Source organism: Streptomyces sp. NPDC048111, from assembly GCF_043202815.1.
Lineage (GTDB): Bacteria > Actinomycetota > Actinomycetes > Streptomycetales > Streptomycetaceae > Streptomyces.
Window position 1 is genome coordinate 110,883 of sequence record NZ_JBIDBD010000018.1, and the last position, 24,474, is coordinate 135,356.

Below are 24,474 nucleotides of genomic sequence, written 5' to 3' on the forward strand. Positions count from 1 at the left end.
AGGCCCGTCGGGCCGCTGCGGACGGCGGGTAACGTCGTGGGCATGGGTACGGAACCACTGACCGCCGAGCGCATCCTCGTCGCGACCGAGGAGGTGCTGCGCCGCTACGGCCCGGCGAAGGCCACGGTCGTCGATGTCGCGCGTCAGCTCGGGGTGAGCCATGGCAGTGTCTATCGCCATTTCCGTACGAAGGCCGCACTGCGGGAGGCGGTCACGGAGCGGTGGCTGAACCGGTCGACGGATCTGTTGCGGGGCATCGCGGCCCGTCAGGATCTGGAGTCGGCGGTGGTGCTGCGGCTGTGGCTGAGCGAGCTGTTCCTGGCGAAGATGGCGAAGGCGGGCGACGACCCGGAGCTGTTCCAGACGTACGAGGTGCTGCTGCGGGAGAACAGCCGGGTGGTGGAGGAGCACATCGGTGAGCTGGTGGGCCAGCTCACCGTGATCATTGAACGGGGGGTGGAGCGTGGCGAGTTCGGGATTCCTGATACGCCGGGGATGTCGGCGCGGGCGGTCTTCGACGCGACGGGGCGGTTTCACGATCCGGTGTACGCGGCGGAGTGGTCGCGTCCGACGATCCGGGACGACTTCGGGGCGGTGGCGGATCTGCTGCTGAACGGGTTGCGGCGCTGAGGCGGACACGGGGTGGGGCGCGGGTCGGGTGCGGGTTGCGGCGCTGAGGGCGGATCTGCTGCTGAACGGGTTGCGGCGCTGAGGCGGACACGGGGCGAGGCGCCGGCCGGGTGCGGCGGGCTGCATCCGGGGCCGCCGGTCAGTAGCCGGGGTAGCCGACGCTGACGGAGCCGGAGCCGCTGGAGACGTCGAGGGTGCGGGGCGAGGTGGCGTCGGGCAACTCTTCCTGGATGCTGCGGCTGCCGGAGCCGGTGGTGCCGACCACCCGGTAGCGGGCGCCTTCGGGGACGGTGACCGAGACGGAGCCGGAGCCGGTGTCCGCCTTCACCTGGCGGGGTGCGGCGGCGAAGGAGGCGTCGATGCTGCCGGAGCCGGTGCGCAACGAGACGTCGGGCGAGGTGAGTTGGCGTGCCTGGAGTTCGCCGGAGCCGACTTTGGCGCGGACGGGGCCGGAGAGGCCGTAGAGCTTGATGGCGGCGGATCCGCTGTGGACGTCGACGGAGCCGGTCAGGTCGCGGATCTTGAGGTCGCCGGAGCCGGTGTGCACGGTGAGGCGTACCCCGGCGGGGACGGCGAGGTCGAGGTCGGCCTTGCAGGTGCGGACGTACTGGTCGACGAAGCCGTCGCAGCGGGTGGTGAGTTGCAGGGTGTCGCCGTGCCAGGTGCGTTCGATGCGGGGCTCTTTCAGGGACCAGGTGAGGGTGCCGCCGAGGCTGACGTGCCGGGCGGGGCCGGCGGTAACGGTGAGGCGGGCGGCTCCGGCGTCCACGTCGACGGCGTTGACCGTGTGGGCCCGGTCGTTGTCCGGGTCGGTGTAGGGGGTGGTGCGGCTGATGGCGCCGGCCAGCAGGGAGGAGCTGAGCGGTGTGACGATGAAGAAGGCGCCGATGAGGGCGACGACGATCCAGGCGGTGCGGTGGCGTCGCCGTTCGCCCGGCCGGTCCGAGGGCCGTGGCTGTGGGCGCCCGGCCTGTCGCGGTGGGCCGGGGTCCGCCGGGGGCGGCGGCTGGTGGGTGCCCGGTGCGTCGTGGTGTTCGGTGGTGGTCATGCCGGGCCGCCGTCCAGGAAGCGCAGGACGGCGAGGACGCGGCGGTGGTCGCCGTCGGCGACGGGCAGGTCGAGTTTGGCGAAGATGTTGTTGATGTGTTTGGCGACGGCGCTTTCGCCCACGACGAGTTCGGCGGCGATTCCGGCGTTGGAGCGCCCTTCGGCCATGAGGGCGAGGACTTCGCGTTCGCGGGGGGTGAGGCGTTCGAGGGGGTCGGGTCCGCCGCCGCGCCGCAGCAGGAGCTGGGCGACGACCTGGGGGTCGAGTGCGGTGCCGCCGGCGGCCACGCGTTTGAGGGCGTCGACGAACTCCTCGACGTCGGCGACGCGTTGTTTGAGGAGGTAGCCGATGCCGCCGGTCTGGGTGGCGAGGAGGTCGGCGGCGTAGCGTTCTTCGACGTACTGGGAGAGCAGCAACACGGCGGTGCCCGGCCATTGTTGACGGATCATCAGGGCGGCGCGGACGCCCTCGTCGGTGAAGCCGGGTGGCATCCGGACGTCGACGAGTGCGAGCCCGGGCCGGTGTTCGTCGACGGCGCGCAGCAGGGCTTCGGCGTCTCCGGTCTCGGCGGCCACGTCGAAGCCGGCCATTTCGAGGACTTTGACGAGTCCTATTCGCAGCAGTACCGAGTCCTCGGCGATCACAGCCCGCACGGAAGCTCCACAGTGATGTCGGTCGGGCCCCCGTGGGGGCTGTTGATGCTGATGGTCCCGTCGACGGACCCTACGCGTTTGTGCAGGCCGAGCAGTCCGGTGCCGCCGGCGGGGTCGGCGCCGCCTACGCCGTTGTCGCTGACGGTGATGGTCAGGAGTTGGGCGCGGCGGCGGACCTGGACGGTGCAGCGGGTGGCGCGGGCGTGTTTGGCGACGTTGGCGAGGGTCTCGGAGACGACGAAGTAGGCGACGGCCTCGACGGTGGGGGCGGGGCGGTGGGGCAGGTCCACGGTGAGTTCGACGGGGAAGGGGGCGCGGGCGGCGATGCCGGAGATCGCGGCGTCCAGGCCGCGGTCCTCCAGGACGGCGGGGTGCAGGCCGCGTACGAGGTTGCTGAGTTCTTCGATGGCTTCCTTGGCTTCGCGGTGGGCCTCGTCGATGACGGCCCGGGCTTCGGGCGGCAGGTCGGTGAGGGTGGCGCGGGCGATGCCGAGGTTCATGGCGAGGGAGACGAGGCGTTGCTGGGCGCCGTCGTGCAGGTCGCGTTCGATGCGGCGGCGTTCGAGGTCGGCGGCGTCGAGGATGTCGGCGCGGCTTTCGGCGAGGTCTTCCACGCGGCGTTCGAGTTCTCTGGCGCGGTTGGGGCCGAGGAGGACGGCGGCGGCGTGGGTGTCGAGGCGGGCGACGAGGGCGGCGCACCAGGGGGTGGTGATGAGGAGGAGGACGCCGAGGACGGTGAAGGCGACGTAGTCGCCGGTCCATCCCATGGGCCGGTAGTCCACGGGCAGGGCCCACACCCAGGTGAAGACGAGGGCGCACAGGGCTCCGCAGACCCAGCCGAGTACGACGAGGGCGCCGCCGAGGGCGGCGAGCGGGGACACGCACAGGTGGTAGCCGTACTGGCGCCAGGTGGATTCGGCGCGCAGCCGGGGCACGAGGCCGCGCGGCAGGTACCAGGGGTGGCTCCAGGCGATCTTGGGGATGTCGAGGCCGGTCAGTGACCAGAAGCGGCTGCGCTGGAGGGGGGTGAGCAGCGGGGAGAGCAGGAGGACGAAGCCGAGGGATCTGAGGATGTGTCCGGGGTTGCTGAAGGTGTAGGCGAGGGCGAGCACCGCGGGGACGGCGACGGGGACGGCGGCGGTCACGAGGGTGGTGTTGCGCCAGGCCCACGGCGACCACGGCGCGTGGGCGACGGTCCACTGGTACGCGCGCCGCAGCGGGCCGGGGTTTGCCATGTGCTCAGGGTAGTTGGGCTGGTCGCGGGGGTTCCATCATGCTGCTGCCCGCCGGGGGGTGTAGCCAGCACCACCTCGGGTTCGGACCGTCGCGTGAGTGACCCGGGCGGGGGCGGCGGGCGAGTGTTGGGGTGTGCTCGGGCGGAGGGTCCGCCGGGCCGGAAGGAGCCCGTCGTCATGACTCTTCTCGCCCCGCAGGTCCGTGTGGGCCGTACGTCCGGTGCCGCTGCGGGGGCTTCGGGGCTGCTGCGGCGGCCGCGGCTGGCGACGGTGCTGACGGGGGCGGGGGTGGCGCTCGTGCCGTGGATGGTGGTGCTGGCCAGGACGTTGCCGCAGACGACGCAGGTCTCCAACTGGTCGACGGCGTGGGTGGGTCTGGACGCCCTGCTCGCGGTGGGGCTCACGGGTACGGGGGTGCTGCTCGGGCGCGGGGATCCGCGGGCCGCTCAACTGGCGGCGGCCACGGGGGCGTTGCTGGTGGTGGACGCCTGGTTCGACGTGATGACCGCGTCCCCCGGCCCCGAACGGGCGACAGCCCTCGCCCTGGCCGCCCTGGCCGAGCTCCCCCTGGCGGCAACGTGCGCAGCCATAGCCACCAGAACCCCCCGCCCCAACCCCCCTGTCCAATAAGGCAACCCGCACCCCGCCCGGGGCCCCCAGGAGCCGCATCCACGGCACGCGAAGGGCCGACGCCAAACCCCCCTGGCCGCGGCAGCGCCGCCGCCCCCGAAGGGGCAACGGCCGCCGGGGCCAAGGGGGTTGAGGGGCGGTCAGGCCTCAGCAGCCGAGGAGGCGGCTGCCGAGGTACTGCTGGATCTGGTCCAGGGAGACCCGCTCCTGAGCCATGGTGTCCCGCTCCCGCACGGTCACCGCGTTGTCGTCGAGCGTGTCGAAGTCGACGGTGACGCAGAACGGGGTGCCGATCTCGTCCTGGCGGCGGTAGCGCCGCCCGATCGCCCCGGCGTCGTCGAACTCGATGTTCCAGTTCTGCCGCAGGTCGGCCGCGAGGCCCTTGGCCTTCGGGGAGAGCTGGGCGTTGCGGGACAGCGGCAGGACGGCGACCTTGACCGGCGCGAGGCGCGGGTCGAGGCGCATCACGGCGCGCTTCTCCATGACGCCCTTGGCGTTGGGCGCCTCGTCCTCGCTGTAGGCGTCGAGGAGGAAGGCGAGCATCGCGCGGCCGACACCGGCTGCGGGCTCGATGACGTACGGCGTCCAGCGCTCGCCGGCTTCCTGGTCGAAGTAGACCAGGTCGTGGCCGGAGGCCTTGGAGTGCGCGGTGAGGTCGTAGTCGGTGCGGTTGGCGACGCCCTCGAGCTCGCCCCACTCGCTGCCGCCGAAGCTGAAGCGGTACTCGATGTCGGCGGTGCGCTTGGAGTAGTGGGAGAGCTTCTCGGCCGGGTGCTCGAACCAGCGCATGTTCTCTTCACGCATGCCGAGGCCGGTGTACCAGTTCCAGCGCTGCTCCATCCAGTATTCCTGCCACTGCTCGTCCTCGCCGGGCTTGACGAAGAACTCCATCTCCATCTGCTCGAACTCGCGGGTGCGGAAGATGAAGTTGCCCGGCGTGATCTCGTTGCGGAAGGACTTGCCCATCTGCGCGATGCCGAAGGGCGGCTTCTTGCGGGACGTCTGCTGGACCTGGCCGAAGTTGGTGAAGATGCCCTGGGCGGTCTCGGGGCGCAGGTAGGCGACGGAGCCGCTGTCCTGGGTGGGGCCGAGGTGGGTGGAGAGCAGGCCGGAGAAGCTCTTGGGCTCGGTGAAGGTGCCCTTGTTGCCGCAGTTGGGGCAGTTGAGGTCGGCGAGGCCGTTCGCGGGGGCCTTGCCGTGCTTCTCCTCGTACGCCTCTTCGAGGTGGTCGGCGCGGAAGCGCTTGTGGCAGGAGGTGCACTCGGTGAGCGGGTCGGTGAACGTCGCGACGTGACCGGAGGCCTCCCAGACCTCGGGGGCCAGGATCACCGACGAGTCGATGCCGACGACGTCCTCGCGCGAGGTGACCATGTAGCGCCACCACTGGCGCTTCAGGTTCTCCTTCAGCTCGACACCCAGCGGCCCGTAGTCCCAGGCGGCACGCTGTCCGCCGTAGATCTCACTGCACGGGTAGACGAAGCCACGGCGCTTGCTCAGGTTGACGATGGTGTCGATCTTGTCGGCGGCCACGGTGCTCTCTTCATTAACGACGACGTGAACGGGGAACGGCGAAGCTCTCAGATTAGCGGCGGCCGCACCCCCTCTATCAAATCGGTTGTCGCCGGGGGGCCGTGCAGGGGGCCGGGTCCGGTGCCCCCGGTCCCGATTATTGACAATCGTTTCCATCTTTGTTGAAAATGGATGTCATGAACGTACGACGCCTCATACCCGCGGCCGCCCTGTCCTGCGCCGCCCTCCTCGGCCTGACCGCCCTCACGGCCTGTGGTGCGGGCTCGGCCGCCGCCGACCGCAAGGACGGGAAGCTGGACGTGGTGGCGTCGTTCTATCCCCTGCAGTTCCTGACCGAGCAGATAGGCGGCGACCACGTCGCGGTCACCGGCCTGACCAAGCCGGGCGTCGAGCCGCACGACCTGGAGATCAGCGCCCGCCAGACCGCGAAGCTGAACGACGCCGACGCGGTCGTCTACCTCAAGGGCCTCCAGCCCGCCGTGGACGCCGCCGTCCAGCAGGCCGAGACCAGGACCAAGGTCGACGCCGCGACGCTGACCGCGCTGGAGAAGCACGGCAACGAGGTGGGCGGGCACGCCGCCGCCCACGACGCGGCGGCCGGCGAAGAGGACCACGGCGACCACGACGAGCACGGCCACCACCACGCCGAGAGCGGCGACGACCCGCACATCTGGCTCGACCCGGTGAAGTACGCCGAGGTCGCCAAGGGCGTCGGCGCGGCCCTCGCCAAGGCCGACCCGGCCCACGCGGGCGACTACCGCAAGAACACCGACACCCTGGTCGGCAAGCTGGACGGCCTCGACAAGGAGTACGCGGCCGCCCTGCACGCCACCAAGGGCAAGGTCTTCATCACCACCCACGCCGCCTTCGGCTACCTCGCCGAGCGCTACGGGCTGACCGAGGAGGCCATCAACGGCCTGGACCCCGACTCCGAGCCGAGCCCGGCCCGGATCAAGGACCTGCAGAAGATGGCGAAGGCCGACGGCGTCACGACCGTCTTCTACGAAACCCTGGTCAGTGACAGGACCGCCAAGACCCTGGCGTCGGACGCCTCGCTCACCACTGATGTACTCGACCCCCTCGAAGGCATCACCGACCAGTCCAAGGGCACCGACTACTTCTCGGTGATGCGGTCCAACCTGACCGCCCTCAAGACGGCGCTGGGCACCAAGTGACCATCCCGACAACCGCTTTGGAGGGGCCCGCCATGGAGCCCGTCATATCGCTCACCCGGGTGACCGCCGAACTCGGCTCGCGTCCCGTCCTGCGCGGCATCGACCTGGCCGTGCACCGCGGTGAGGTAGTGGCCCTGCTCGGCGCGAACGGCTCGGGCAAGTCGACCGCGATCCGCACCATCATCGGGCAGGTGCCGCTCAGCGGCGGCACGGTGGAGATCTTCGGCACCGCGCGGCGCCGCTTCCGCGACTGGGGGCGCGTCGGCTACGTACCGCAGCGCACCACCGCCGCGGGCGGGGTGCCCGCCACCATCCGCGAGGTCGTCTCCTCGGGCCGGCTGTCGCGCACCCGTTTCGGCATCCTGCGCCGGTCCGACCGTGCGGCCGTCGACCGGGCCATCGCCGCCGTCGGCCTCGCCGACCGGGCCGGGGACTCGGTGGACGCCCTGTCCGGCGGCCAGCACCAGCGCGTCCTGATCGCCCGGGCCCTCGCCGCCGAACCGGAACTGCTGATCATGGACGAGCCGATGGCGGGCGTCGACATCGAGAGCCAGGAGATCCTCGCGGCCACCCTGCGCGAGCAGGTCACCGCGGGCGCCTCCGTGCTGCTCGTCCTGCACGAACTGGGCCCGCTGGAGCCGCTGATCGACCGGGCGGTGGTGCTGCGCGAGGGCTGCGTCGTGCACGACGGGCCGCCGCCGAGGGCCGTGGGCCAGCACGCCCTGCCCGGCCACGACCACGTACATCCGCACACGGCCGCCGAGCCGGTACGCACGGGACTGCTGAGCTGACCATGATGGAAATCCTGAACTCCCCCTTCATGCAACGGGCGTTGCTCGCCGCCGTACTGGTCGGCATCACCGCGCCCGCCGTCGGGATCTACCTCGTCCAGCGCCGCCAGGCCCTGATGGGCGACGGCATCGGCCATGTCGCCATGACCGGTGTCGGGCTCGGCTTCCTGCTCTCCACCTCGCCGGTGTGGATGGCCACCCTGGTCTCCGTGCTCGGCGCGGTCACCATGGAGCTGATCCGCTGGTACGGCAAGACGCGGGGCGACATCGCCCTCGCGATGCTGTTCTACGGCGGCATGGCGGGCGGTGTGCTCTTCATCAACCTGGCGCCGGGCGGCTCGACGGCCAACCTCAACTCCTACCTCTTCGGCTCGCTCTCCACGGTCTCGCCGTCCGACGTGTGGGCCATCGCGCTGCTCGCCGCGTTCGTCCTCGCGGTCACCGTCGGGCTGCGCCGCCAGCTGTTCGCGGTCAGCCAGGACGAGGAGTTCGCCCGGGTGACGGGCCTTCCGGTGCGCGCCCTGAACCTCCTGACGGCGGTCACCGCGGCGATCACCGTCACCGTCGCCATGCGGGTCGTGGGCCTGCTCCTGGTGTCCGCCCTGATGGTGGTGCCGGTCGCCGCCGCCCAGCAGCTGTCCCGCAGCTTCGCCCTGACCTTCGCCATCGCGGTCGCGATCGGGGTCACGGTGACGCTGAGCGGCACGGTCGTCACGTACTACCAGGACGTGCCGCCCGGCGCCGTCATCGTCCTGTTCACCATCGCGATCTTCATCGTCCTGACCGCGCTCGCCACCCCGCTGGCCAGACGGCGGGCCCGGGCCGTGGCGGCCGCGCAGACCGAGGGCGAGTGCGGCCTGGACGTGCCGGCCCCGGCGAAGCCCCAGACCGGTGAGGTCACGGCCTGAGCGGGAGCTGGCACAATGGCCCGAGGAAGGTTTGTACGGGTCAAGGCTTGGAGGCACCTGTGACGACAGCGCCACTCGGCGGGTCGAATACGGCCCCCGTACGAGGCCGGTCGACCCGGCAGCGTGCCGCGGTGGCGGCGGCGCTGGACGAGGTCGACGAGTTCCGCAGCGCGCAGGAACTGCACGACATGCTCAAGCACCGGGGCGACTCGGTGGGCCTGACCACCGTCTACCGCACGCTGCAGTCCCTCGCGGACGCGGGCGAGGTGGATGTGCTGCGCACCAGCGACGGGGAGTCGGTGTACCGGCGCTGCTCCTCCGGCGACCACCACCACCATCTGGTGTGCCGGGTGTGCGGGAAGGCCGTGGAGGTGGAGGGGCCGGCGGTCGAGAAGTGGGCCGAGTCGATCGCTTCGCAGCACGGGTATGTGAATGTGGCGCACACGGTGGAGATCTTCGGCACCTGCGCCACCTGCGCCGCGTAGCGGGGCCTGCGGCCCCGCGCCCCCTCGGCGGACCGGGTGTGACCGGGCACCCAGCCCGCTGCCCCCCGCAAACCCCGCCTTCGGCCGCGGGCGCCGGTCGCTGCCCGCGCAGTTCCCCGCGCCCCTTGGCGGCATGGGGCTGGCCCGCACCGGGCATTTCAGCCCGCCCCGCGCAGTTCCCCGCGCCCCTTAACCCCCGTCCGTCCGCGGGCCGCGGTCGCTTCTCGCGCAGTTCCCCGCGCCCCCTAACTGCCCGGTGCCGGCCCGCACCGGGCATTTCAGCCCGTCATGGGGGTCCCCCCTGGCCCTTTAGGCCTTGGGGGAGTTTGAGGACGAGCGCCGTTCAGGCGCGAAAGGGGGGTCCGGGGGCGCAGCCCCCGGCGGGGTTCGAGGGGCGGAGCCCCTCGGGGTCAGCGGTCGCCGGATTTGTCCAGGGCGGCCAGGGCCTCGTTCGGGATGGCACCGCCGAAGCGGCGGTCGCGGGAGGCGAATTCGAGGCAGGCCCGCCACAGGTCCCGCCGGTCGAAGTCCGGCCACAGCACGTCCTGGAAGACCATCTCCGCGTAACTGGACTGCCAGATCAGGTAGTTGGAGGTGCGCTGCTCCCCGCTGGGACGCAGGAAGAGGTCGACGTCCGGCATGTCGGGGTAGTACAGGTACTTCGCGAAGGTCTTCTCGTTGACCTTCGCCGGGTCGAGCCGCCCCGCGGCGACGTCGCGCGCGATGGCCTGCGCGGCGTCGGCGACCTCGGCGCGCCCGCCGTAGTTGACGCAGAAGTAGAGCGTCATCGCGTCGTTGTCGACGGTCTGCTCCTGGGCGACCTGGAGTTCCTGGACGACGGACTTCCACATCTTGGGCATGCGGCCCACCCAGCGGATGCGGATGCCGAGCTCGTTCATCTCGTCCCGGCGCCGGCGGATGACGTCCCGGTTGAAGTTCATCAGGAAGCGGACCTCTTCGGGCGAGCGCTTCCAGTTCTCGGTGGAGAAGGCGTACAGGGAGAGGTTCTTGACGCCCATCTCCAGGCACCCCTTGAGGACGTCGAGGACGACGCCCTCGCCGACCTTGTGCCCCTCGGTGCGGGGCAGCCCGCGCTCCTTGGCCCAGCGGCCGTTGCCGTCCATGACGCAGGCCACGTGGTTGGGCACCAGCTCGGCCGGGATCTTCGGCGGCACGGCGCCCGAGGGGTGCGGCTCGGGGGTCTTGTAGTCGCGCCTCGTCCGCCCGCCCAGGATTCCGCGTACTGCCATGTGGAGCTCTCTCCCTAGATGCTCGGTGCTGCTGGGTGTTGCCGGGTACTGCTCGGTGCTGCCAGGTGACTGCCAGGTACTGCCGGTACTGCTGCTCGGTCGCGCCGCGTACGGCTCAGGTCTTCTCCACGTACCGCAAGGAACGCAGCCCGCGCTCCAAATGCCAGTGCAGATAGGCCGATACGAGCCCGCTCCCCTCCCGCACATGCCTCGGCTCGCTCGCGTCCGCGGTGTCCCAGTCCCCCGTGAGCAGCGCGCTGAGCAGTCCGATGGCCTCCGCAGAGGGTACGACGCTGCCGGGGACGCGGCAGTCACCGCATATGACGCCGCCGCCCGCGACGGAGAAGAACCGGTTGGGTCCGTGGATGCCGCATTTCGCGCAGTCCTCGAAACTCGGGGCGTATCCGTTCACGGCGAGCGAGCGCAGCAGGAAGGCGTCGAGGATGAGGTGCGGGGCGTGTTCGCCGCGGGCCAGGGTGCGCAGGCCGCCGACGAGGAGCAGGTACTGCTGGACGGCCGGCTCGCCCTCGTTGTCGGTGAACCGTTCGGCGGTCTCCAGCATGGCGGTGCCGGCGGTGTAGCGGGCGTAGTCGCTGACGATGACGCCACCGTACGGAGCGATGGTCTCACTCTGGGTGCACAACGGGAGCCCGCGGCCGACCAGTTCGCTGCCGCGCGCGAAGAACTGCACGTCGACGTGGCTGAACGGCTCCAGGCGCGCCCCGAACTTGGACTTGGTGCGCCGCACGCCCCGGGCCACCGCCCGTACCCGTCCGTGGTTGCGGGTGAGCAGCGTGATGATGCGGTCGGCCTCACCCAGCTTCTGGGTGCGCAGCACGATGCCATCATCCCGGAACAGACTCATGCCCCCCATTGTCCTGCACGCCTCCGGTGCCCGGCCCCGGACCCCGCACCCGGGCCGCGGCGCCCCGCGGTGGCGGCACGGCGGCGTGGCAGGGATCACCCCGGGGGCCGCCGCCCTTGCCCGCGCCGCGATCCGGGTGCGCCGGAGGTCGCGGGCCGGTCCGGTCCGGCCGGATCGCACAGGGCGATGGGGCACCATTGCGCCAGCAGGACCTTCGTCCTGTGTCAGGACTTCGCACGCCGATGCCCCGCTCACCCTGGACGGACGGAATGCCGCTGCCCACGACCGGCCGCCGCGCCCGCGCGATGGTCTGCGCGCTCGCCGCCACGGCGCTCGCGTGCGCGCTCGCGGGGTGTTCGGCCGGTGAGGGGGTGCGCGACGACGGGCCCGCGACGGCGCCGTCCGCCTCGGCCACCGCCTCGCCGCTGTGGCCCGGCCACACCCCCACGGCCGTCCCCGCCAGGCCCGGCCAGGGCTTCCGTGCGCGGGGCCCGGTGCCGGGCGTGAGCGTGCCGGACGGGGATCTGCGGCAGGTCGACGGGGTGCGGCTGCTGACCGCTGATCCGGGTACCGACCGTGCGGTGCGCAGCGGTCTGAAGGACTGCGGCGACGGTTCCTCGTGCCGGCTCCGGCCGCCCGCGTACCCGGATCTGACGGGTGACGGCCGCAGTGAACTGGTGCTCGCCTACGACGACTTGGGCCGCACCATCCTGTGGGTGTACACGGCGGTGGGCGAGCAGGCGCACGCGGTGCTGGAGTACGCGGGGCGGGCGGGGACGAGTGCCGCGACGCTCGGCACCGATCTGGTGATCACGCAGCCGGCGGGCGGCCGGGACCGCGAGTCGGCGACCACGCTGCGCTGGAACGGTTCGGAGCTGGCCCCGCTGCCGACGGCCTCCGATCCCGCCCGGGGCGGCCCCAGGGCGCGGCCGTCCGGGGATTCCCTGATCCGGCCCGCCGACGGCGCGGGCGCCTCCGGTCCACCGGCCGGCTGAGGCCCGGGCCCCGGTCGTGTGCGGGCCGTGTCCGCTTCGCGCGCCGTTCCCCGGCCCCGGGTCCACCCGCAGAGGCTCTACCCTCCCGGCACCACCAGGCCCGTCTCGTACGCGAGGATCACCAGCTGGGCCCGGTCGCGTACGCCGCACTTGCCCATGATGCGACTGACATGGGTCTTGGCGGTGAGCGGGCTCAGGGCCAGCGCGTCGGCGATCTCGGTGTTGTTCAGGCCGCGGGCGACCAGGGTGAGGACTTCGCGTTCCCGGGCCGAGAGGCCGTCCAGGGCCTGGGGGCCGGCGCCGGTGGCTGGGCCGGGTGCGCGCAGGACGCGGGCGATGAGGCTCGCGGTGGGGCCGGGCGACAGGAGGGCCTCGCCGGCCGCGACGGTGCGGATCGCGTCGAGGAGTTCGGCGGGACGGGTGTCCTTGACGAGGAAGCCGGACGCTCCGGCGCGCAGCGCCTCCAGGACGTTGTCGTCGGTGTCGTACGTGGTCAGGACGAGGACCCTGACTCCGGCGAGGTCCTCGGCGGCGGCGATCAGGCGGGTCGCCGCGATGCCGTCGGTGCCGGGCATCCGCAGGTCCATGACGACGACGTCGGCGCGGGCGCTGTGGGCCAGGGCCACGGCTTCGGCGCCGGTGCCGGCCTCGCCGACGACGTTCATGTCGGGGGCGGAGTCGACGAGCATGGCGAACGCCGAGCGCACCAGGGTCTGGTCGTCGGCGAGCAGCACCCTGATGGGCTCGGCGGGCTGGTGGGCGGCGGTCATGGGGCGGCCTCCGGGGGGCGGGGGTCGAGGGGGAGGTCGGCCGTGACCTGGAAGCCGCCGTGGGGCAGGGGCCCCGCGGTGAGGGTGCCGCCGACGCTGCGGGCCCGCTCGCGCATGCCGAGGATGCCGAAGCCGGACGCCGCGCCGGACCCGGGCCCGGCGGCGCCGGCCGGCGGGCCGGGCCCGTCGTCGGTGACGGTCACCCGCAGCGCCGCGGACACTCCCCCGGCCGGCCCCGGTCCGCCGGGCGCCGCGCCCACCCCGTGCACACTGACGCGGGTGGTGGCGCCGGGGCCGGCATGGCGGACGGCGTTGGTGAGGGACTCCTGGACGATGCGGTAGGCGGCGGCGCCGACGGCGGGCGGCACGGCGGTGTCGGGGAGATTCAGGGCGAGTTCGGCGCGGGCGCTGCGGGTGAGGTCGGCGAGGCCCGCGAGGTCGGGCAGCGGGCCGTGTTCGTCGGCGCGCAGCACGGTGAGGGTGGTGCGCAGTTCGGCGCGGGCCTCGCGGCAGGTGTCGGCGATGGAGTCGAGGGCGGCGGCGACCGCGGCCCGGTCGAGGCAGTCGGGGGACGCGGTCAGGACGTGGGCGGCGACCGCGGTGCGCACACCGATCAGGGTGATGCTGTGGGCGAGCAGGTCGTGCAGGTCGCGGGCGATGCGCAGGCGTTCCTCGGTGAGCCGGCGTTCGCCCTCGCGGGCGGCGGCGGCCCGCTGTTCGGCGAGGTAGGCGCGGGAGTTGCGCACGGCGACGCCGAAGACGAGGGCGGCGGCCAGCCAGCCGGAGGTGCGGAACACGTCGAAGGCCCGGTGGACGCCGTTGACCGACATCCCGGCGATGGCGATCGCCACGACGAGGGCGCCGACGGCCGCGGTCCTGCGGACCGGTCCTGTTGCGGCGACCGTGTACAGGGCGGTCATCGCGATCGGCATGGGGCCCATGTGGGCGTTGCCGAGCAGTTGGTAGGGGGCGATGCACCCGACGACGACGGCGAGTGTCGCCATGGGGTGGCGGCGCCGCAGGAGCAGGGCGAGGGCGGCCACGGCGAGCAGGCTCCAGCCCAGGGGGTCGGGGCGCAGCGCGGTGTCGGCGCGGGCGATGGCCGCGCCGAGCAGCCCGGCGGCGGCGGCGAGGGCGGTGTCGGCGCGCAGCGGGTGCGCGCTGTCCGCGGGGTCGCGGTGCAGCAGCGCCGTCACGCGCTCCCCGACGCCGGGGCCCCGGGGCCGGGCCCCGGCAGGCCCACTGGGTCGGTTCACGGGCACCACCCTGTCATTGTCGCCGTCACCGTGGCGCGCCGACCGGTGCCGGGCGCGGTGCGGCGGGGGCGCGGGGGCCGCGGCCGAGGCGGCCGGGCCACCACACGGTGCGGCCGAGCAGCAGGTTGGCGCTGGTGACCAGGTAGGTGCGGACGAGGAAGGTGTCCAGGAGCACGCCGACGGCGATGATCGTGCCGAGTTCGACGAACATCACGAGCGGCAGCGAGGCGAGGACGGCGAACGTCGCGGCGAGGACGGTGCCCGCGGAGGCGATGACGCCGCCGGTGGTGCGCAGCGCGGTCAGGGCGGCCTGGCGGGGTTCGGCTCCGCGCAGGGTCTCCTCGCGGGTGCGGTGCATCAGGAAGATGCCGTAGTCGACGCCGAGCGCGACGAGGAACACGAAGGTGAGCAGGGGCAGTCCGGGGTCGAGGCCCGAGAAGCCGAGCAGGGGTCCGAAGACGAGGCCGCCGGCGCCCAGGGCCGCTCCCCACACCAGGGCGACGGCGGCGACGAGCAGCAGCGGCGCGACGAGGCTGCGCAGCAGCAGGGTGAGGACCAGCAGGACACTGGCGAGAACCAGGGGGATGACGATCAGGCGGTCGTGCCGGTTGGTGTCGGCGAGGTCGAGGGCCTGGGCACTGGCGCCGCCGACGTGGGAGCCGGGCAGCCGGTCGCGCAGGCGCTCGATGGTGGCGGCCTCGCCGGCGGATTCGGGGGCGGCGGTGGCGGTGACGGCGATCTCGCTCCAGCCGCCGCCGCTGCGTCCTTGTTCGGCGCCCGCGACGCCGTCGGTGCCGCGGATCTCGGCGAGGGTGTCCTGGACCCGTCCGGTGGGGGTCATGACGTCGACGGGGCGGCTGCCGCGGTCGGGGAAGGCGGAGGCGAGGGTGCTCATCGCCACGGTGGATTCGGGCCGGGTGGTGTAGCCGTCCTCCTGTTTGAGCGCGCCGGGCAGGTTGAGGATGCCGAGCGCGAGGGCGCCGAGGGCGACAACTCCCGTGAGCAGCACGGTGGTTGGGCGCCTTGCGGCCGAGCTGCCCATGGCGGCGAACAGGTCGCGGCGCCGGGCGGGGGGTGTGCTGCCGTACGCGGGGATCAGGGGCCAGAACACGCGCCGGCCGAGCAGGACGAGGACGGCGGGCAGCAGGGTGAGCATCGCGGCGAGCGCGCAGATCACGCCGATCGCGCCGACCGGCCCGAGGCCCCTGATGTTGTTGAGGTCGGCGGCCAGCAGGCACACCAGGCCGGCCACGACGGTGCCGCAGGAGGCGAGCAGGGCGGGCCCGCAGCCGCGCAGCGCGGTGCGCATGGCGTCGTACGGCAGGGGGGTGCGGCGCAGTTCGTCGCGGTAGCGGGCGACGAGGAGGAGCGCGTAGTCGGTGCCCGCGCCGAAGACGAGGACGGTCATGATGCCGGCGCTCTGGCTGGTCACGGTGATGCCGGACCAGGTGGCGAGGCCGTAGACGGCGGCCCGGGCGCAGATCGCGCCGGCGCCGACGGCGAGCAGCGGCACGAGCCACAGGACGGGGCTGCGGTAGGTGAGGATCAGGAGCAGCGCGACGACGAGTGCGGTGGCGAGCATGAGGGTGGCGTCGAGGGAGCCGAACACGCCGCGTGCGTCGACGGCGAGCGCCCCGTCCCCGCCGACGCGCACGCTCAGGCCGCCGTCGCCGGGGGTGTGGGCGCGTACGGCGTCGACGAAGGCCTTCTTGGCGTCGTCGTCCTTGCCGGGGGCGGCGGTGGAGAGCGCGTACCGCAGGGTGGCGCCGTCCTTGGACGTCACGCCGGGGCCGTTGCGTACGGCTGTGAAGTCCTGGGGGTCATGGGCTGCGGCCAGTTCGGCGGGTCTCCGGCCGGGCTGGGTTCCGGGGGCGACGGTGACCGCGGCGAGCTGGCGGGCGGCGGTGGCGCGGTCGGCGGCGGTCAGTCCGCCGTCGCGGTGGTAGACCAGGAGCAGCCTGGTGATCTCTCCGCCGGGGAGCCGGTCCTGGAGGCGGGCGACCTGGGTGGAGTCGGCGCCGGCGGGCAGGTAGTCGGCGCTCTGGTCGCGCTGTACGTCGCCGAGCCTGCCCGCGAAGGATCCGGCGACGGCGAGGACGATCACCCACAGGGCGAGGACCGCCCGGGCAACTGCCGTGCCGCGCCGGGTGGTTGACGCTCCCGCTGCTGTTCTCGGCTCCCTCGTCCGTGACCGCATGACGGGCCTCCTTCGGCCGGGCGTCTCGGCGGGGCCCCGGTGGCCTGCCCGGCTGTTCCCAGCGTCCCGTCCGTGGCGGCCGGCTTCGTCGGCCCCGGGGCCGAGGTGCGGGTTACGTCCCCGGGCGTGCGGAAGGGGCCCGCTACTCCCGGGGGAGTACGGGCCCTGCTGCGGGGGTGGCCGCGGGGCGGCGGGGTCAGGAGGGGGTGCGGGCGGCGGCGAGCAGGCGGGCGGTGTCGTCCGCGCAGAGCGAGAGGGCGCCGCCGACGATGCTGAGCACTTCGCGTTCGGCCGGGCTGTAGGGGCCGTCGGCGAGGGCGATGCGGGCGCCCTGGAGCAGGATGGACTCGCGGCCGGCGGGGGCCAGGTGGGGGGCGAGCGGTTCGAGTGCCTCGTGGAGTTCGATGGCGAGGGCAGCGCCGCAGGGGTCGGTGTCGTCCACGGGGTCGCTGAGGTAGCGGCCGGTGTCGGCGGCCAGCGCCTCGATGAGGGCGACGAGCTGTTCCTCGGTGCAGTCCTCGAACCCGGCGCCCCTGACGGTGGCGACGGCGGTGGCGGTGACCGTACGGGAGGAGGTGCCGCCCGCGGCGAGGACGGCGAGGGCGACGGTGTGCACGGCGTCGCGGAGCATCGCGGAGAAGCGGGTGGTGGTGGGGTGGTCGAGCGCTTCGGTGCCGAAGTGCCCCAGGCACGCGGCGCATTCGACCACCGGGCCCGCGGTGCCGCGGGTGACGAGCGGGACGCCCAGGACCGTGAGGCGCCTGCGGCCGGTGCGGCGCTGGTAGTTGCGGTCGCCCCCGCAGTCGGGGCAGAAGAACTCGCCGTCTCCCACGGTGTGCCACTGGGTTCGGGTGGACCACAGGCGGGGGCGGAAGCCGGGCTGGGGCCCGGTGCTGAGGTTCGTGCCGTTCTGTCCCCGTGCTGGCCGCACCGCGCACCTCCGTAACGCTCCGGCAACGTTGCCGCGTTGACGTGATGTTAGCCACATCGGTGAGGTGGCGTCAGCACCCCGGAAAAAGGATCACCCCTCACATGGCCCGATCCTGCCCCTGCGGGGGGTTGCCCACCCGCCCGCCCGTACAGGGGGTGGGATGGGCCCGGCTCCCTGGGGCTGCGCCCCAGACCCCCAGGAGGCTTGCCCACCCACCCGCCCGTGCGGGGGGTCGGATGGGCCCGGCTCCCTGGGGCTGCGCCCCAGACCCCCAGGGGGCTTGCCCACCCGCCCGCCCGTGCAGCCGGGTGGATTGGCTGAGCCCTGGGGCTCCGCCCCAGACCCCCCGAGGGGCTCCGCCCCTCGAACCCCGGCGGGGGCTCCGCCCCCAGCACCCCTCTCGGGGGCTGCGCCCCCGGCCCCCCCTTCGCGCCTGAACGGCGCTCGTCCTCAAACGCCGGACGGGCTGAGGTGGCCTGACGCTGCCCAGCACCGAGCAGTTCAGGGGCGCGGGGAACTGCGCAAGGCAGGCTGCACACGACATGCGGGCCAGCACCAGTCCTGCCAGGGGCGCGGGGAACTGCGCGAGAAGCGAGCACGGTCCGCACATGACCGGGGGTTTTGGGGGCGCGGGGAACTGCGCGAGGCAAGCTGGGCCGCACGTGCTGCCCAGCACCGGTCCCGCCAGGGGGGCGGGGAACTGCGCGAGCAAGCGGGCACGGTCCGCACCCGACTGCAGAGTTGCGGACCCGATGCGCGCACGGCCGAGCAGTGCGGGCCCGGTCCGCGCCCGGCCGAGCAGCGCGGGCGCGGGCCCAGGGCGGATCGGGCGCTCGGGGCCCCCGGGGTGGATCGGGGGCCATGGGGGCCGGGGTCCCCCGGGGTGGGGGGTGGCCCGGCGATGGGGGGGGTTAGTGGGAGGCTCGGTTCACCGCGGAGATTACTGCCTTCAGCGACGCCCGAGTCGTATTCGCGTCAATACCGATCCCCCACAGCACCACCCCATCGATCGCACACTCGATGTACGACGCCGCCTGCGCGGACGCCCCCTCGCTCATCGTGTGCTCCTGGTAGTCCAGCAGCCGCGCGTCCACCCCGATCGCGGCCAGCGCTTCGAAGAAGGCCGAGATCGGACCGTTGCCGGTGCCGGTCAGGACCGTGTCGACGCCGTCCACGACCGCTTCCACCGTCAGGGTGTCCCGGCCGTCCGTGTCCGTCGTCGTCTGGCCGGAGCGCAGCTGGATGCGACCCCAACGGGCCGCGGCGTCACCGGGGTTGGGCAGGTACTCGTCCTGGAAGACCGACCAGATCGCGGCCGGCGTGACCTCGCCGCCCTCGGCGTCCGTCTTCTGCTGGATGATCTTCGAGAACTCGATCTGCATGCGGCGCGGCAGGTCCAGCTTGTGCTCGTTCTTCAGGACGTAGGCGATCCCGCCCTTGCCGGACTGGGAGTTGACGCGGATGACGGCCTCGTAGGAGCGGCCGACGTCCTTGGGGTCGATGGGCAGGTACGGCACCGCCCACTCGATGTCGTCCACGGTCTTGCCCCGGGCCGCCGCGTCCGCCTCCATCGCGTCGAAGCCCTTCTTGATGGCGTCCTGGTGGGAGCCGGAGAAGGCGGTGTAGACCAGGTCGCCCGCGTAGGGGTGGCGCGGGTGGACCTCCATCTGGTTGCAGTACTCCGAGGTGCGGCGGATCTCGTCGATCTGCGAGAAGTCGATCTGCGGGTCGACGCCCTGCGAGAACAGGTTCATGCCCAGGGTGACCAGGTCGACGTTGCCGGTGCGCTCGCCCTGGCCGAACAGGCAGCCCTCGATGCGGTCGGCGCCGGCCATGATGGCCAGTTCGGCGGCGGCCACGGCCGTACCGCGGTCGTTGTGGGGGTGCACGGACAGGCACACGTGCTCACGGCGCGAGAGGTTGCGGCTCATCCACTCGAAGCGGTCCGCGTGCGTGGAGGGGGTCGAACGCTCCACCGTGGCGGGCAGGTTGAGGATGATCTCGCGGCCCTCCTCGGGCTGCCAGACGTCGCACACCGCCTCGCAGACCTCCAGGGCGAAGTCCAGCTCGGTGTCGGTGAAGATCTCCGGGGAGTACTGGTAGCCGAAGATCGTCTCGTCGCCCAGGATCTTGTCGGCGTACTCCATGACCAGGCGGGTGCCGTCCACGGCGATCTGCTTGACCTGCTCCTTGGTGCCGCGGAAGACGACCCGGCGGAAGGTGGGGGCGGTCGCGTTGTACAGGTGGACGGTGGCGCGGTGGGCGCCGCGCAGGGACTCCACGGTGCGCTCGATCAGCTCTTCGCGGGCCTGGGTCAGGACGGAGATCGTCACGTCCTCGGGGATGGCGCCGTCTTCGATGATGGAGCGTACGAAGTTGAAGTCGGTCTCGCCGGAGGACGGGAAGCCGACCTCGATCTCCTTGTAGCCCATGCGCACCAGCAGGTCGAACATCTCGCGCTTGCGGGCCGGGCTCATCGGGTCGATCAGCGCCTGGTTGCCGTCGCGCAGGTCGGTGGACAGCCAGCGCGGGGCCTTGGTGATGCGGCCGTCGGGCCAGGTGCGGTCGGGGATGTCCACGGCGTCGTACGGGGCGTACTTGTGGATCGGCATCCCGGACGGCTTCTGCGTCTGGGTGGCGTTGGTGACGGGGGTCGGTCGTCCGACGGGCTGGGACATGGCGTGCGGCTCCTCGGGTGATTCGAGAGGGACGGCCGACTGTCGAGCGCAACACCAGATCCCGCGGGGAGGGGGTCGGCCTACGACTACAGGCCCTCGCCGCGGCAGCTAAGAAGAAGCAGCCCGAAACGCATGATGCCGCAGCCTAGCCGAGGGACGGCGCGAACGCCGGACCCGTATCAGTATGCGGGACAGGACCATCGATCCGGACAAAAGGTGACGTATGCCTCAAGTCCTGACGGTCGCGCGATGTGGCCGGGAACGGACGTAGAGAAAGCACGCCTCGCAATCATGGTGGCCGGTAGTGACAGCCGCATGACCCAGTGCCACATTCCCGGCATGGACGCCACCACCCCTCCCGTGTTCTGCACCATCGTGCCGCCCCACGTCTTCGACCGCCTCATCGAGGCCGAGGACCCCGCGCTGGCCCGGATCGCCCGCCGCACCTTCGTCGCGGACGCCGCGCGGCGCACCGAACGCCGTCTGACCACCGTCCTCGGGGCCGAACCGCTCGCCCCGCCCGACGGCGCGCTCCTCGACCAGCCGCGGCGCACCGTGTACGACGCCGGGCACACCACCACGCTGCCCGGCCGCAGGGTCCGCGGCGAGGGCGAGCCCCCGGTCCAGGACGCGAGCGCGAACCGCGCGTACGCGGGGCTCGGCGCGACCTTCGAGCTGTACCTCTCGGCGTTCGGCCGCCACTCCATCGACGGCGAGGGCCTGCCCCTGGACGCCACCGTCCACTTCGACCGCAGCTACAACAACGCCTTCTGGAACGGCACCCGGATGGTGTTCGGCGACGGCGACGGCGAGATCTTCCTGGACTTCACGCTGCCCGTCGACGTCATCGGCCACGAACTCACCCACGGCGTCACCCAGCACAGCGCGAACCTGACCTACTTCGGCCAGCCGGGCGCCCTGAACGAGTCCATGTCCGACGTGTTCGGCTCGTTGGTCAAGCAGTACTCCCTCGACCAGGACACCCGCCGGGCGGACTGGCTGATCGGCGCGGGCCTGCTGGCGCCGGGCGTGCGCGGTGAGGCGCTGCGCTCGATGAAGGCGCCGGGCACCGCCTACGACGACCCGGTGCTCGGCAAGGACCCGCAGCCCGCCACGATGGACCACTACGTCACGACGGGCCGCGACAACGGCGGAGTGCACATCAACTCCGGCATCCCCAACCACGCGTTCTACCTGGTCGCCGACGCGCTCGGCGGCAAGGCGTGGGAGCGCGCCGGGCAGATCTGGTACGACGTGCTCACCGGCGGGCGGCTCGGCAGCCAGGCGATGTTCCAGGACTTCGCCCGGCTCACGGCGGAGGCGGCCCGTGCGCGGTACGGCGACGGGGCCGAGCTCCAGGCCGTCCTGAAGGCGTGGTCGCAGGTGGGAGTTCTGGCCGACCGGAAGGCGGCCCTCTGACGCGGCGGGCGGGGCTGCTAGACAGGCGGCCCTCTGACGCGGCGGGGCGGGGGCTGCTAGACAGGGGTCATGCGTATCCAGGTTTCGCGTTCCGGAGGATTCACCGGCATCGAGCGCAGGGCCGAGGTCGACACCTCGCAGCGGTCCGACGCCGCCGCGTGGCACGCCCTGGCCGAGGCGGCCCTCGCCGAGGGGTGCCCCGAACCCGCGCCCGGGGTGCCGGACGGCTTCCACTACGAGATCACCGTGGACGGCCACACGGTGCACTGCGCCGACCCCCGGCTGACCGAGACCCAACGCGAGCTGATCTCAAGGGTGTTGAAGGAAGGCGCCTAGCGGGCCGGGTGCGGTGGCCCGGCGGGCCCGGGTGCGGTGGCCGGGCGGAAAGGCGGGTGCGGTGCGGGCGGCGCGCTGCTTGGATGCGCTGCATGAGCATCCCTGACCGCACCCCCCTGCACGACCGCACCCCCCTCGACGACCTTGAGCACTACTACGACGCGGCGCCCAGGAGTTCGGCGCGCGCCGAGGACTTCGGGCCGCTGACCCTGTTCGTACGGGAGGGCGCGGGCTGGCCCTTCTACGCGCGGCCCACCCTCGGTCACGCAGGACCGGTCACGGCCGCCGACGTGGACGCGGTACGGGCCCGCCAGCGCGCGCTCGGCGCGCCCGAGGCGTTCGAGTGGGTGGCCGAGGTGAGCCCGGGGCTGCGTGCGGCGGTCGAGGAGTCGGGCCTGGTGGTGCACGAGCACCCCCTGATGGTGCTGGACGCCGGTGCCTCGGCCGCCGGGCCGCATCCCCTGGTACGGATCGTCGGCGCGGACGATCCGCTGCTGCACGCGGCGCTGGTGGTGCCGCACCTCGCGTTCGCCGCGCCCGGTACCGGAGTTGGGGCCGCGGGGCGCGCCGAGCTGGCCGCCGAGATCACCGCACGGGCCGGCGACGGACGCTCCGAGCAGGTGGCCGGACGCATCCGCGCGGGCCTGACCGCGCTGGCCGCCGCGATCGAGGACGGCCTGCCGCTCTGCTCCGGCATGCACAACCCGGTCGGCACGGTCACCGAGGTCGTGGGCGTGGGCACGCTGCCCTCGGCGCGGCGCAGGGGGCTGGGTCGGGCGGTCACCGCGACGCTGATCGCCGACGCGCGGGCCGCGGGGGCGCGGACGGTGTTCCTGTCGGCGGGCGACGCGGACGTGGCCCGCATGTACGCGACCCTGGGCTTTCGCCCCGCGGGCACGGCCCTGATCGCCGAACCGGCTGACGCCTGAGCGGTGCCGCCGGGAGGCTTCGCGGTGCCGCTGGGGATTCTTTGCGGTGCCGCTGGGGGGCGTTCGTTGCGGTGCTGCTGGGAGGCGTTCGTTGCGGTGCCGCTGGGGATTCGTTGCGGTGCCGCTGGGGGGCGTTCGTTGCGGTGCCGCTGGGGGGCGTTCGTTGCGGTGCCGCTGGGGGCGTTCGTTGCGGTGCCGCTGGGGGCGTTCGTTGCGGTGCCGCTGTACGCGTGACCCCCGGCGCGGGGTTGTCGCGGCGGGGGTCGGCGTTGCTGCGGGGCGCGGGGGCCGTGTGCGTGCGGGGTCAGAAGCCGAGCTTGCGCAGCTGCTTGGGGTCGCGCTGCCAGTCCTTGGCGACCTTGACGTGCAGGTCGAGGAAGACCGGCGTGCCGAGCAGCGCCTCGATGTGCTTGCGGGACTTCATGCCGACCTCCTTCAGGCGCTTGCCCTTGGGGCCGATGATGATGCCCTTCTGGCTCGGCCGCTCGATGTAGACGTTGGCGTGGATGTCCAGGAGCGGCTTGTCCGCGGGGCGGTCCTCGCGCGGGATCATCTCCTCGACGACGACCGCGATGGAGTGCGGCAGCTCGTCGCGTACGCCTTCGAGCGCGGCCTCGCGGATCAGCTCCGCGACCATGACCTGCTCGGGCTCGTCGGTGAGGTCCCCCTCGGGGTAGAGCGGGGGGCTCTCGGGGAGCAGCGGGGCGATCAGGTCCGCCACGAGCTGGACCTGCTGGTCGCCGACGGCCGAGACCGGCACGATCTGCGCCCACTCGAAGCCGAGCTCCTTGGAGAGCTGGTCCACGGCGATGAGCTGTTCGGCGAGGGTCTTGGAGTCGACCAGGTCGGTCTTGGTGACGATCGCGATCTTGGGGGTCTTCTTGATCCCGGCGAGTTCCTTGGCGATGAACTTGTCGCCGGGGCCGAGCTTCTGGTCGGCGGGGAGGCAGAAGCCGATCACGTCGACCTCGGCCCACGTGGTGCGGACCACGTCGTTGAGGCGCTCACCGAGCAGGGTGCGCGGCTTGTGGAGGCCGGGGGTGTCGACGAGGATCAGCTGGGCGTCCGGGCGGTGCACGATGCCGCGCACGGTGTGCCGGGTGGTCTGCGGGCGGTTCGAGGTGATGGCCACCTTCTGCCCGACCAGAGCGTTCGTGAGGGTGGACTTGCCCGCGTTGGGGCGGCCGACGAAGCAGGCGAAGCCGGCCCGGTGGGTGGGGGCGGGGGGGTCGGCGGCAGGGGTACGAGCGCTCATGCCGCCCATTCTCCCCGATCCCGAGCCCCCTGCCGCCCAGCCCCCCGCCGCGGGGGGTCCGGGCACTCCCGTGCCGGGGGTGGACGGCTCGGCCCTGGTATCGCGGCCCGGGGTGTCGGCTCGGCCAAACCCGGGGGGCGCTTGCCCACCCGCCCGCCCGTGCAGCGGGGTGGTATTGGCTGAGCCCTGGGGCTCCGCCCCAGACCCCGGGGGATTTGCCCACCCACCCGCCCGTGCAGGGGGCTGGATAGGCCCGGCCCCTGGGGCTGCGCCCCAGACCCCCTGAGGGGCTCCGCCCCTCGAACCCCAGCGGGGGCTCCGCCCCCTGCACCCCCGAGGGCGCTGCCCACCCGCCCACCCGTGACGGAGGCTGGAAGGTGCCTGGCCCTGGGGCTGCGCCCCAGACCCGCTGTGGGGCTCCGCCCCTCGAACCCCGGCGGGGGCTCCGCCCCCTGCACCCCCTATCGCGCCTGAACGGCGCTCGTCCTCAAACGCCGGACGGGCTGAG

The 24,474-nt window shown here is 72.8% G+C and carries 22 protein-coding genes and 1 CRISPR repeat array; of the genes, 10 read left to right on the plus strand and 12 right to left on the minus strand.

Translation table 11 applies throughout. The features are described 5' to 3' along the window. Positions 1 to 42 precede the first annotated feature (42 nt). A complete protein-coding gene (locus ACGF3I_RS25105) occupies positions 43 to 630 on the plus strand; it encodes a TetR/AcrR family transcriptional regulator (RefSeq protein WP_393135618.1) in 588 nt (195 codons plus the stop codon). A 139-nt stretch (positions 631 to 769) separates the two neighbouring features. On the opposite strand, the gene ACGF3I_RS25110 is transcribed toward ACGF3I_RS25105, so the two are convergent. The 3 genes from ACGF3I_RS25110 to ACGF3I_RS25120 are packed head-to-tail and all read right to left on the minus strand — an operon-like array spanning position 770 to position 3,566. Further along, positions 770 to 1,678, minus strand: coding sequence for a DUF4097 domain-containing protein (locus tag ACGF3I_RS25110; RefSeq protein WP_393135620.1), 909 nt, complete (start codon positions 1,676 to 1,678; stop codon positions 770 to 772). After that, complete coding sequence (locus tag ACGF3I_RS25115; RefSeq protein ID WP_393135622.1) at positions 1,675 to 2,331, minus strand: response regulator; 657 nt, start codon at positions 2,329 to 2,331, stop codon at positions 1,675 to 1,677. Before ACGF3I_RS25115 ends, ACGF3I_RS25110 begins: the two co-directional genes overlap by 4 nt. Next, entirely contained in the window at positions 2,319 to 3,566 is a 1,248-nt protein-coding gene (locus tag ACGF3I_RS25120) for a histidine kinase (protein ID WP_393135624.1), read from the minus strand. The genes ACGF3I_RS25115 and ACGF3I_RS25120 overlap by 13 nt, the downstream gene beginning before the upstream one ends. Positions 3,567 to 3,743: 177 nt before the next feature. On the opposite strand from ACGF3I_RS25120, the gene ACGF3I_RS25125 reads away from it, so the two are divergent. Continuing rightward, the gene (locus ACGF3I_RS25125) at positions 3,744 to 4,196 is read left to right on the plus strand and encodes a hypothetical protein (RefSeq protein WP_393135626.1); all 453 of its coding nucleotides are present in this window, start codon (positions 3,744 to 3,746) and stop codon (positions 4,194 to 4,196) included. 147 nt (positions 4,197 to 4,343) lie between these two features. On the opposite strand, the gene ACGF3I_RS25130 is transcribed toward ACGF3I_RS25125, so the two are convergent. Beyond that, positions 4,344 to 5,726 carry a glycine--tRNA ligase gene (locus tag ACGF3I_RS25130; protein WP_393135628.1) on the minus strand — a complete coding sequence of 461 codons (1,383 nt, stop codon included), beginning with the start codon at positions 5,724 to 5,726 and terminating at the stop codon, positions 4,344 to 4,346. Positions 5,727 to 5,902: 176 nt separating this feature from the next. Between ACGF3I_RS25130 and ACGF3I_RS25135 the strand changes: the two genes are divergently transcribed. The 4 genes from ACGF3I_RS25135 to ACGF3I_RS25150 are packed head-to-tail and all read left to right on the plus strand — an operon-like array spanning position 5,903 to position 9,085. Further along, positions 5,903 to 6,901: a metal ABC transporter substrate-binding protein gene (locus tag ACGF3I_RS25135; RefSeq protein ID WP_393135630.1), complete on the plus strand. Its 999-nt coding sequence runs from the start codon at positions 5,903 to 5,905 to the stop codon at positions 6,899 to 6,901. A gap of 32 nt (positions 6,902 to 6,933) precedes the next feature. After that, positions 6,934 to 7,692, plus strand: coding sequence for a metal ABC transporter ATP-binding protein (locus ACGF3I_RS25140; protein WP_393135632.1), 759 nt, complete (start codon positions 6,934 to 6,936; stop codon positions 7,690 to 7,692). 5 nt (positions 7,693 to 7,697) lie between these two features. Further along, a complete protein-coding gene (locus ACGF3I_RS25145) occupies positions 7,698 to 8,600 on the plus strand; it encodes a metal ABC transporter permease (protein WP_393135680.1) in 903 nt (300 codons plus the stop codon). Positions 8,601 to 8,659: 59 nt separating this feature from the next. After that, a complete protein-coding gene (locus ACGF3I_RS25150) occupies positions 8,660 to 9,085 on the plus strand; it encodes a Fur family transcriptional regulator (RefSeq protein ID WP_393135634.1) in 426 nt (141 codons plus the stop codon). A gap of 410 nt (positions 9,086 to 9,495) precedes the next feature. Here the strand turns inward: ACGF3I_RS25150 and ACGF3I_RS25155 are convergent, their stop codons facing one another. Further along, positions 9,496 to 10,335: an isoprenyl transferase gene (locus ACGF3I_RS25155; protein ID WP_393135636.1), complete on the minus strand. Its 840-nt coding sequence runs from the start codon at positions 10,333 to 10,335 to the stop codon at positions 9,496 to 9,498. Positions 10,336 to 10,450: 115 nt separating this feature from the next. Further along, positions 10,451 to 11,200: a DNA repair protein RecO gene (gene recO, locus ACGF3I_RS25160; protein ID WP_393135638.1), complete on the minus strand. Its 750-nt coding sequence runs from the start codon at positions 11,198 to 11,200 to the stop codon at positions 10,451 to 10,453. A gap of 242 nt (positions 11,201 to 11,442) precedes the next feature. Between recO and ACGF3I_RS25165 the strand changes: the two genes are divergently transcribed. Further along, positions 11,443 to 12,195, plus strand: a complete 753-nt coding sequence (locus ACGF3I_RS25165) for a hypothetical protein (RefSeq protein ID WP_393135640.1) — start codon at positions 11,443 to 11,445, stop codon at positions 12,193 to 12,195. Positions 12,196 to 12,272: 77 nt separating this feature from the next. Here the strand turns inward: ACGF3I_RS25165 and ACGF3I_RS25170 are convergent, their stop codons facing one another. From ACGF3I_RS25170 to leuA, 5 genes are all read right to left on the minus strand, one after another. Further along, on the minus strand, positions 12,273 to 12,965 hold the full coding sequence (locus tag ACGF3I_RS25170; RefSeq protein ID WP_393135642.1) for a response regulator: 693 nt from the start codon (positions 12,963 to 12,965) through the stop codon (positions 12,273 to 12,275). Next, positions 12,962 to 14,221: a sensor histidine kinase gene (locus tag ACGF3I_RS25175; protein WP_393135644.1), complete on the minus strand. Its 1,260-nt coding sequence runs from the start codon at positions 14,219 to 14,221 to the stop codon at positions 12,962 to 12,964. Before ACGF3I_RS25175 ends, ACGF3I_RS25170 begins: the two co-directional genes overlap by 4 nt. A gap of 25 nt (positions 14,222 to 14,246) precedes the next feature. Then, positions 14,247 to 16,418, minus strand: coding sequence for an MMPL family transporter (locus ACGF3I_RS25180; protein ID WP_393135646.1), 2,172 nt, complete (start codon positions 16,416 to 16,418; stop codon positions 14,247 to 14,249). A gap of 196 nt (positions 16,419 to 16,614) precedes the next feature. Next, a complete protein-coding gene (locus tag ACGF3I_RS25185; RefSeq protein WP_393135648.1) occupies positions 16,615 to 17,349 on the minus strand; it encodes a TerB family tellurite resistance protein in 735 nt (244 codons plus the stop codon). Positions 17,350 to 17,853: 504 nt separating this feature from the next. Further along, a CRISPR array of direct repeats spans positions 17,854 to 18,058; the repeat unit is 19 nt; unit sequence GGGGCGCGGGGAACTGCGC. Between the two features lie 202 nt (positions 18,059 to 18,260). Further along, positions 18,261 to 20,027 (minus strand): 2-isopropylmalate synthase, encoded by a 1,767-nt coding sequence (gene leuA / locus ACGF3I_RS25190; RefSeq protein WP_393135650.1) that lies wholly within the window; start codon positions 20,025 to 20,027, stop codon positions 18,261 to 18,263. 339 nt (positions 20,028 to 20,366) lie between these two features. Between leuA and ACGF3I_RS25195 the strand changes: the two genes are divergently transcribed. The 3 genes from ACGF3I_RS25195 to ACGF3I_RS25205 all read left to right on the plus strand — a co-directional run bounded on the left by ACGF3I_RS25195 (position 20,367) and on the right by ACGF3I_RS25205 (position 22,711). Beyond that, positions 20,367 to 21,446 carry a M4 family metallopeptidase gene (locus tag ACGF3I_RS25195; RefSeq protein ID WP_393135652.1) on the plus strand — a complete coding sequence of 360 codons (1,080 nt, stop codon included), beginning with the start codon at positions 20,367 to 20,369 and terminating at the stop codon, positions 21,444 to 21,446. A gap of 69 nt (positions 21,447 to 21,515) precedes the next feature. Then, entirely contained in the window at positions 21,516 to 21,782 is a 267-nt protein-coding gene (locus ACGF3I_RS25200; RefSeq protein WP_393135654.1) for a protealysin inhibitor emfourin, read from the plus strand. Positions 21,783 to 21,874: 92 nt separating this feature from the next. After that, positions 21,875 to 22,711: a GNAT family N-acetyltransferase gene (locus ACGF3I_RS25205; RefSeq protein ID WP_393135656.1), complete on the plus strand. Its 837-nt coding sequence runs from the start codon at positions 21,875 to 21,877 to the stop codon at positions 22,709 to 22,711. 304 nt (positions 22,712 to 23,015) lie between these two features. Here ACGF3I_RS25205 and era read toward each other — a convergent pair whose 3' ends face one another. After that, on the minus strand, positions 23,016 to 23,975 hold the full coding sequence (era, locus tag ACGF3I_RS25210) for a GTPase Era (protein ID WP_393135658.1): 960 nt from the start codon (positions 23,973 to 23,975) through the stop codon (positions 23,016 to 23,018). Between the last annotated feature and the right edge of the window lie 499 nt (positions 23,976 to 24,474).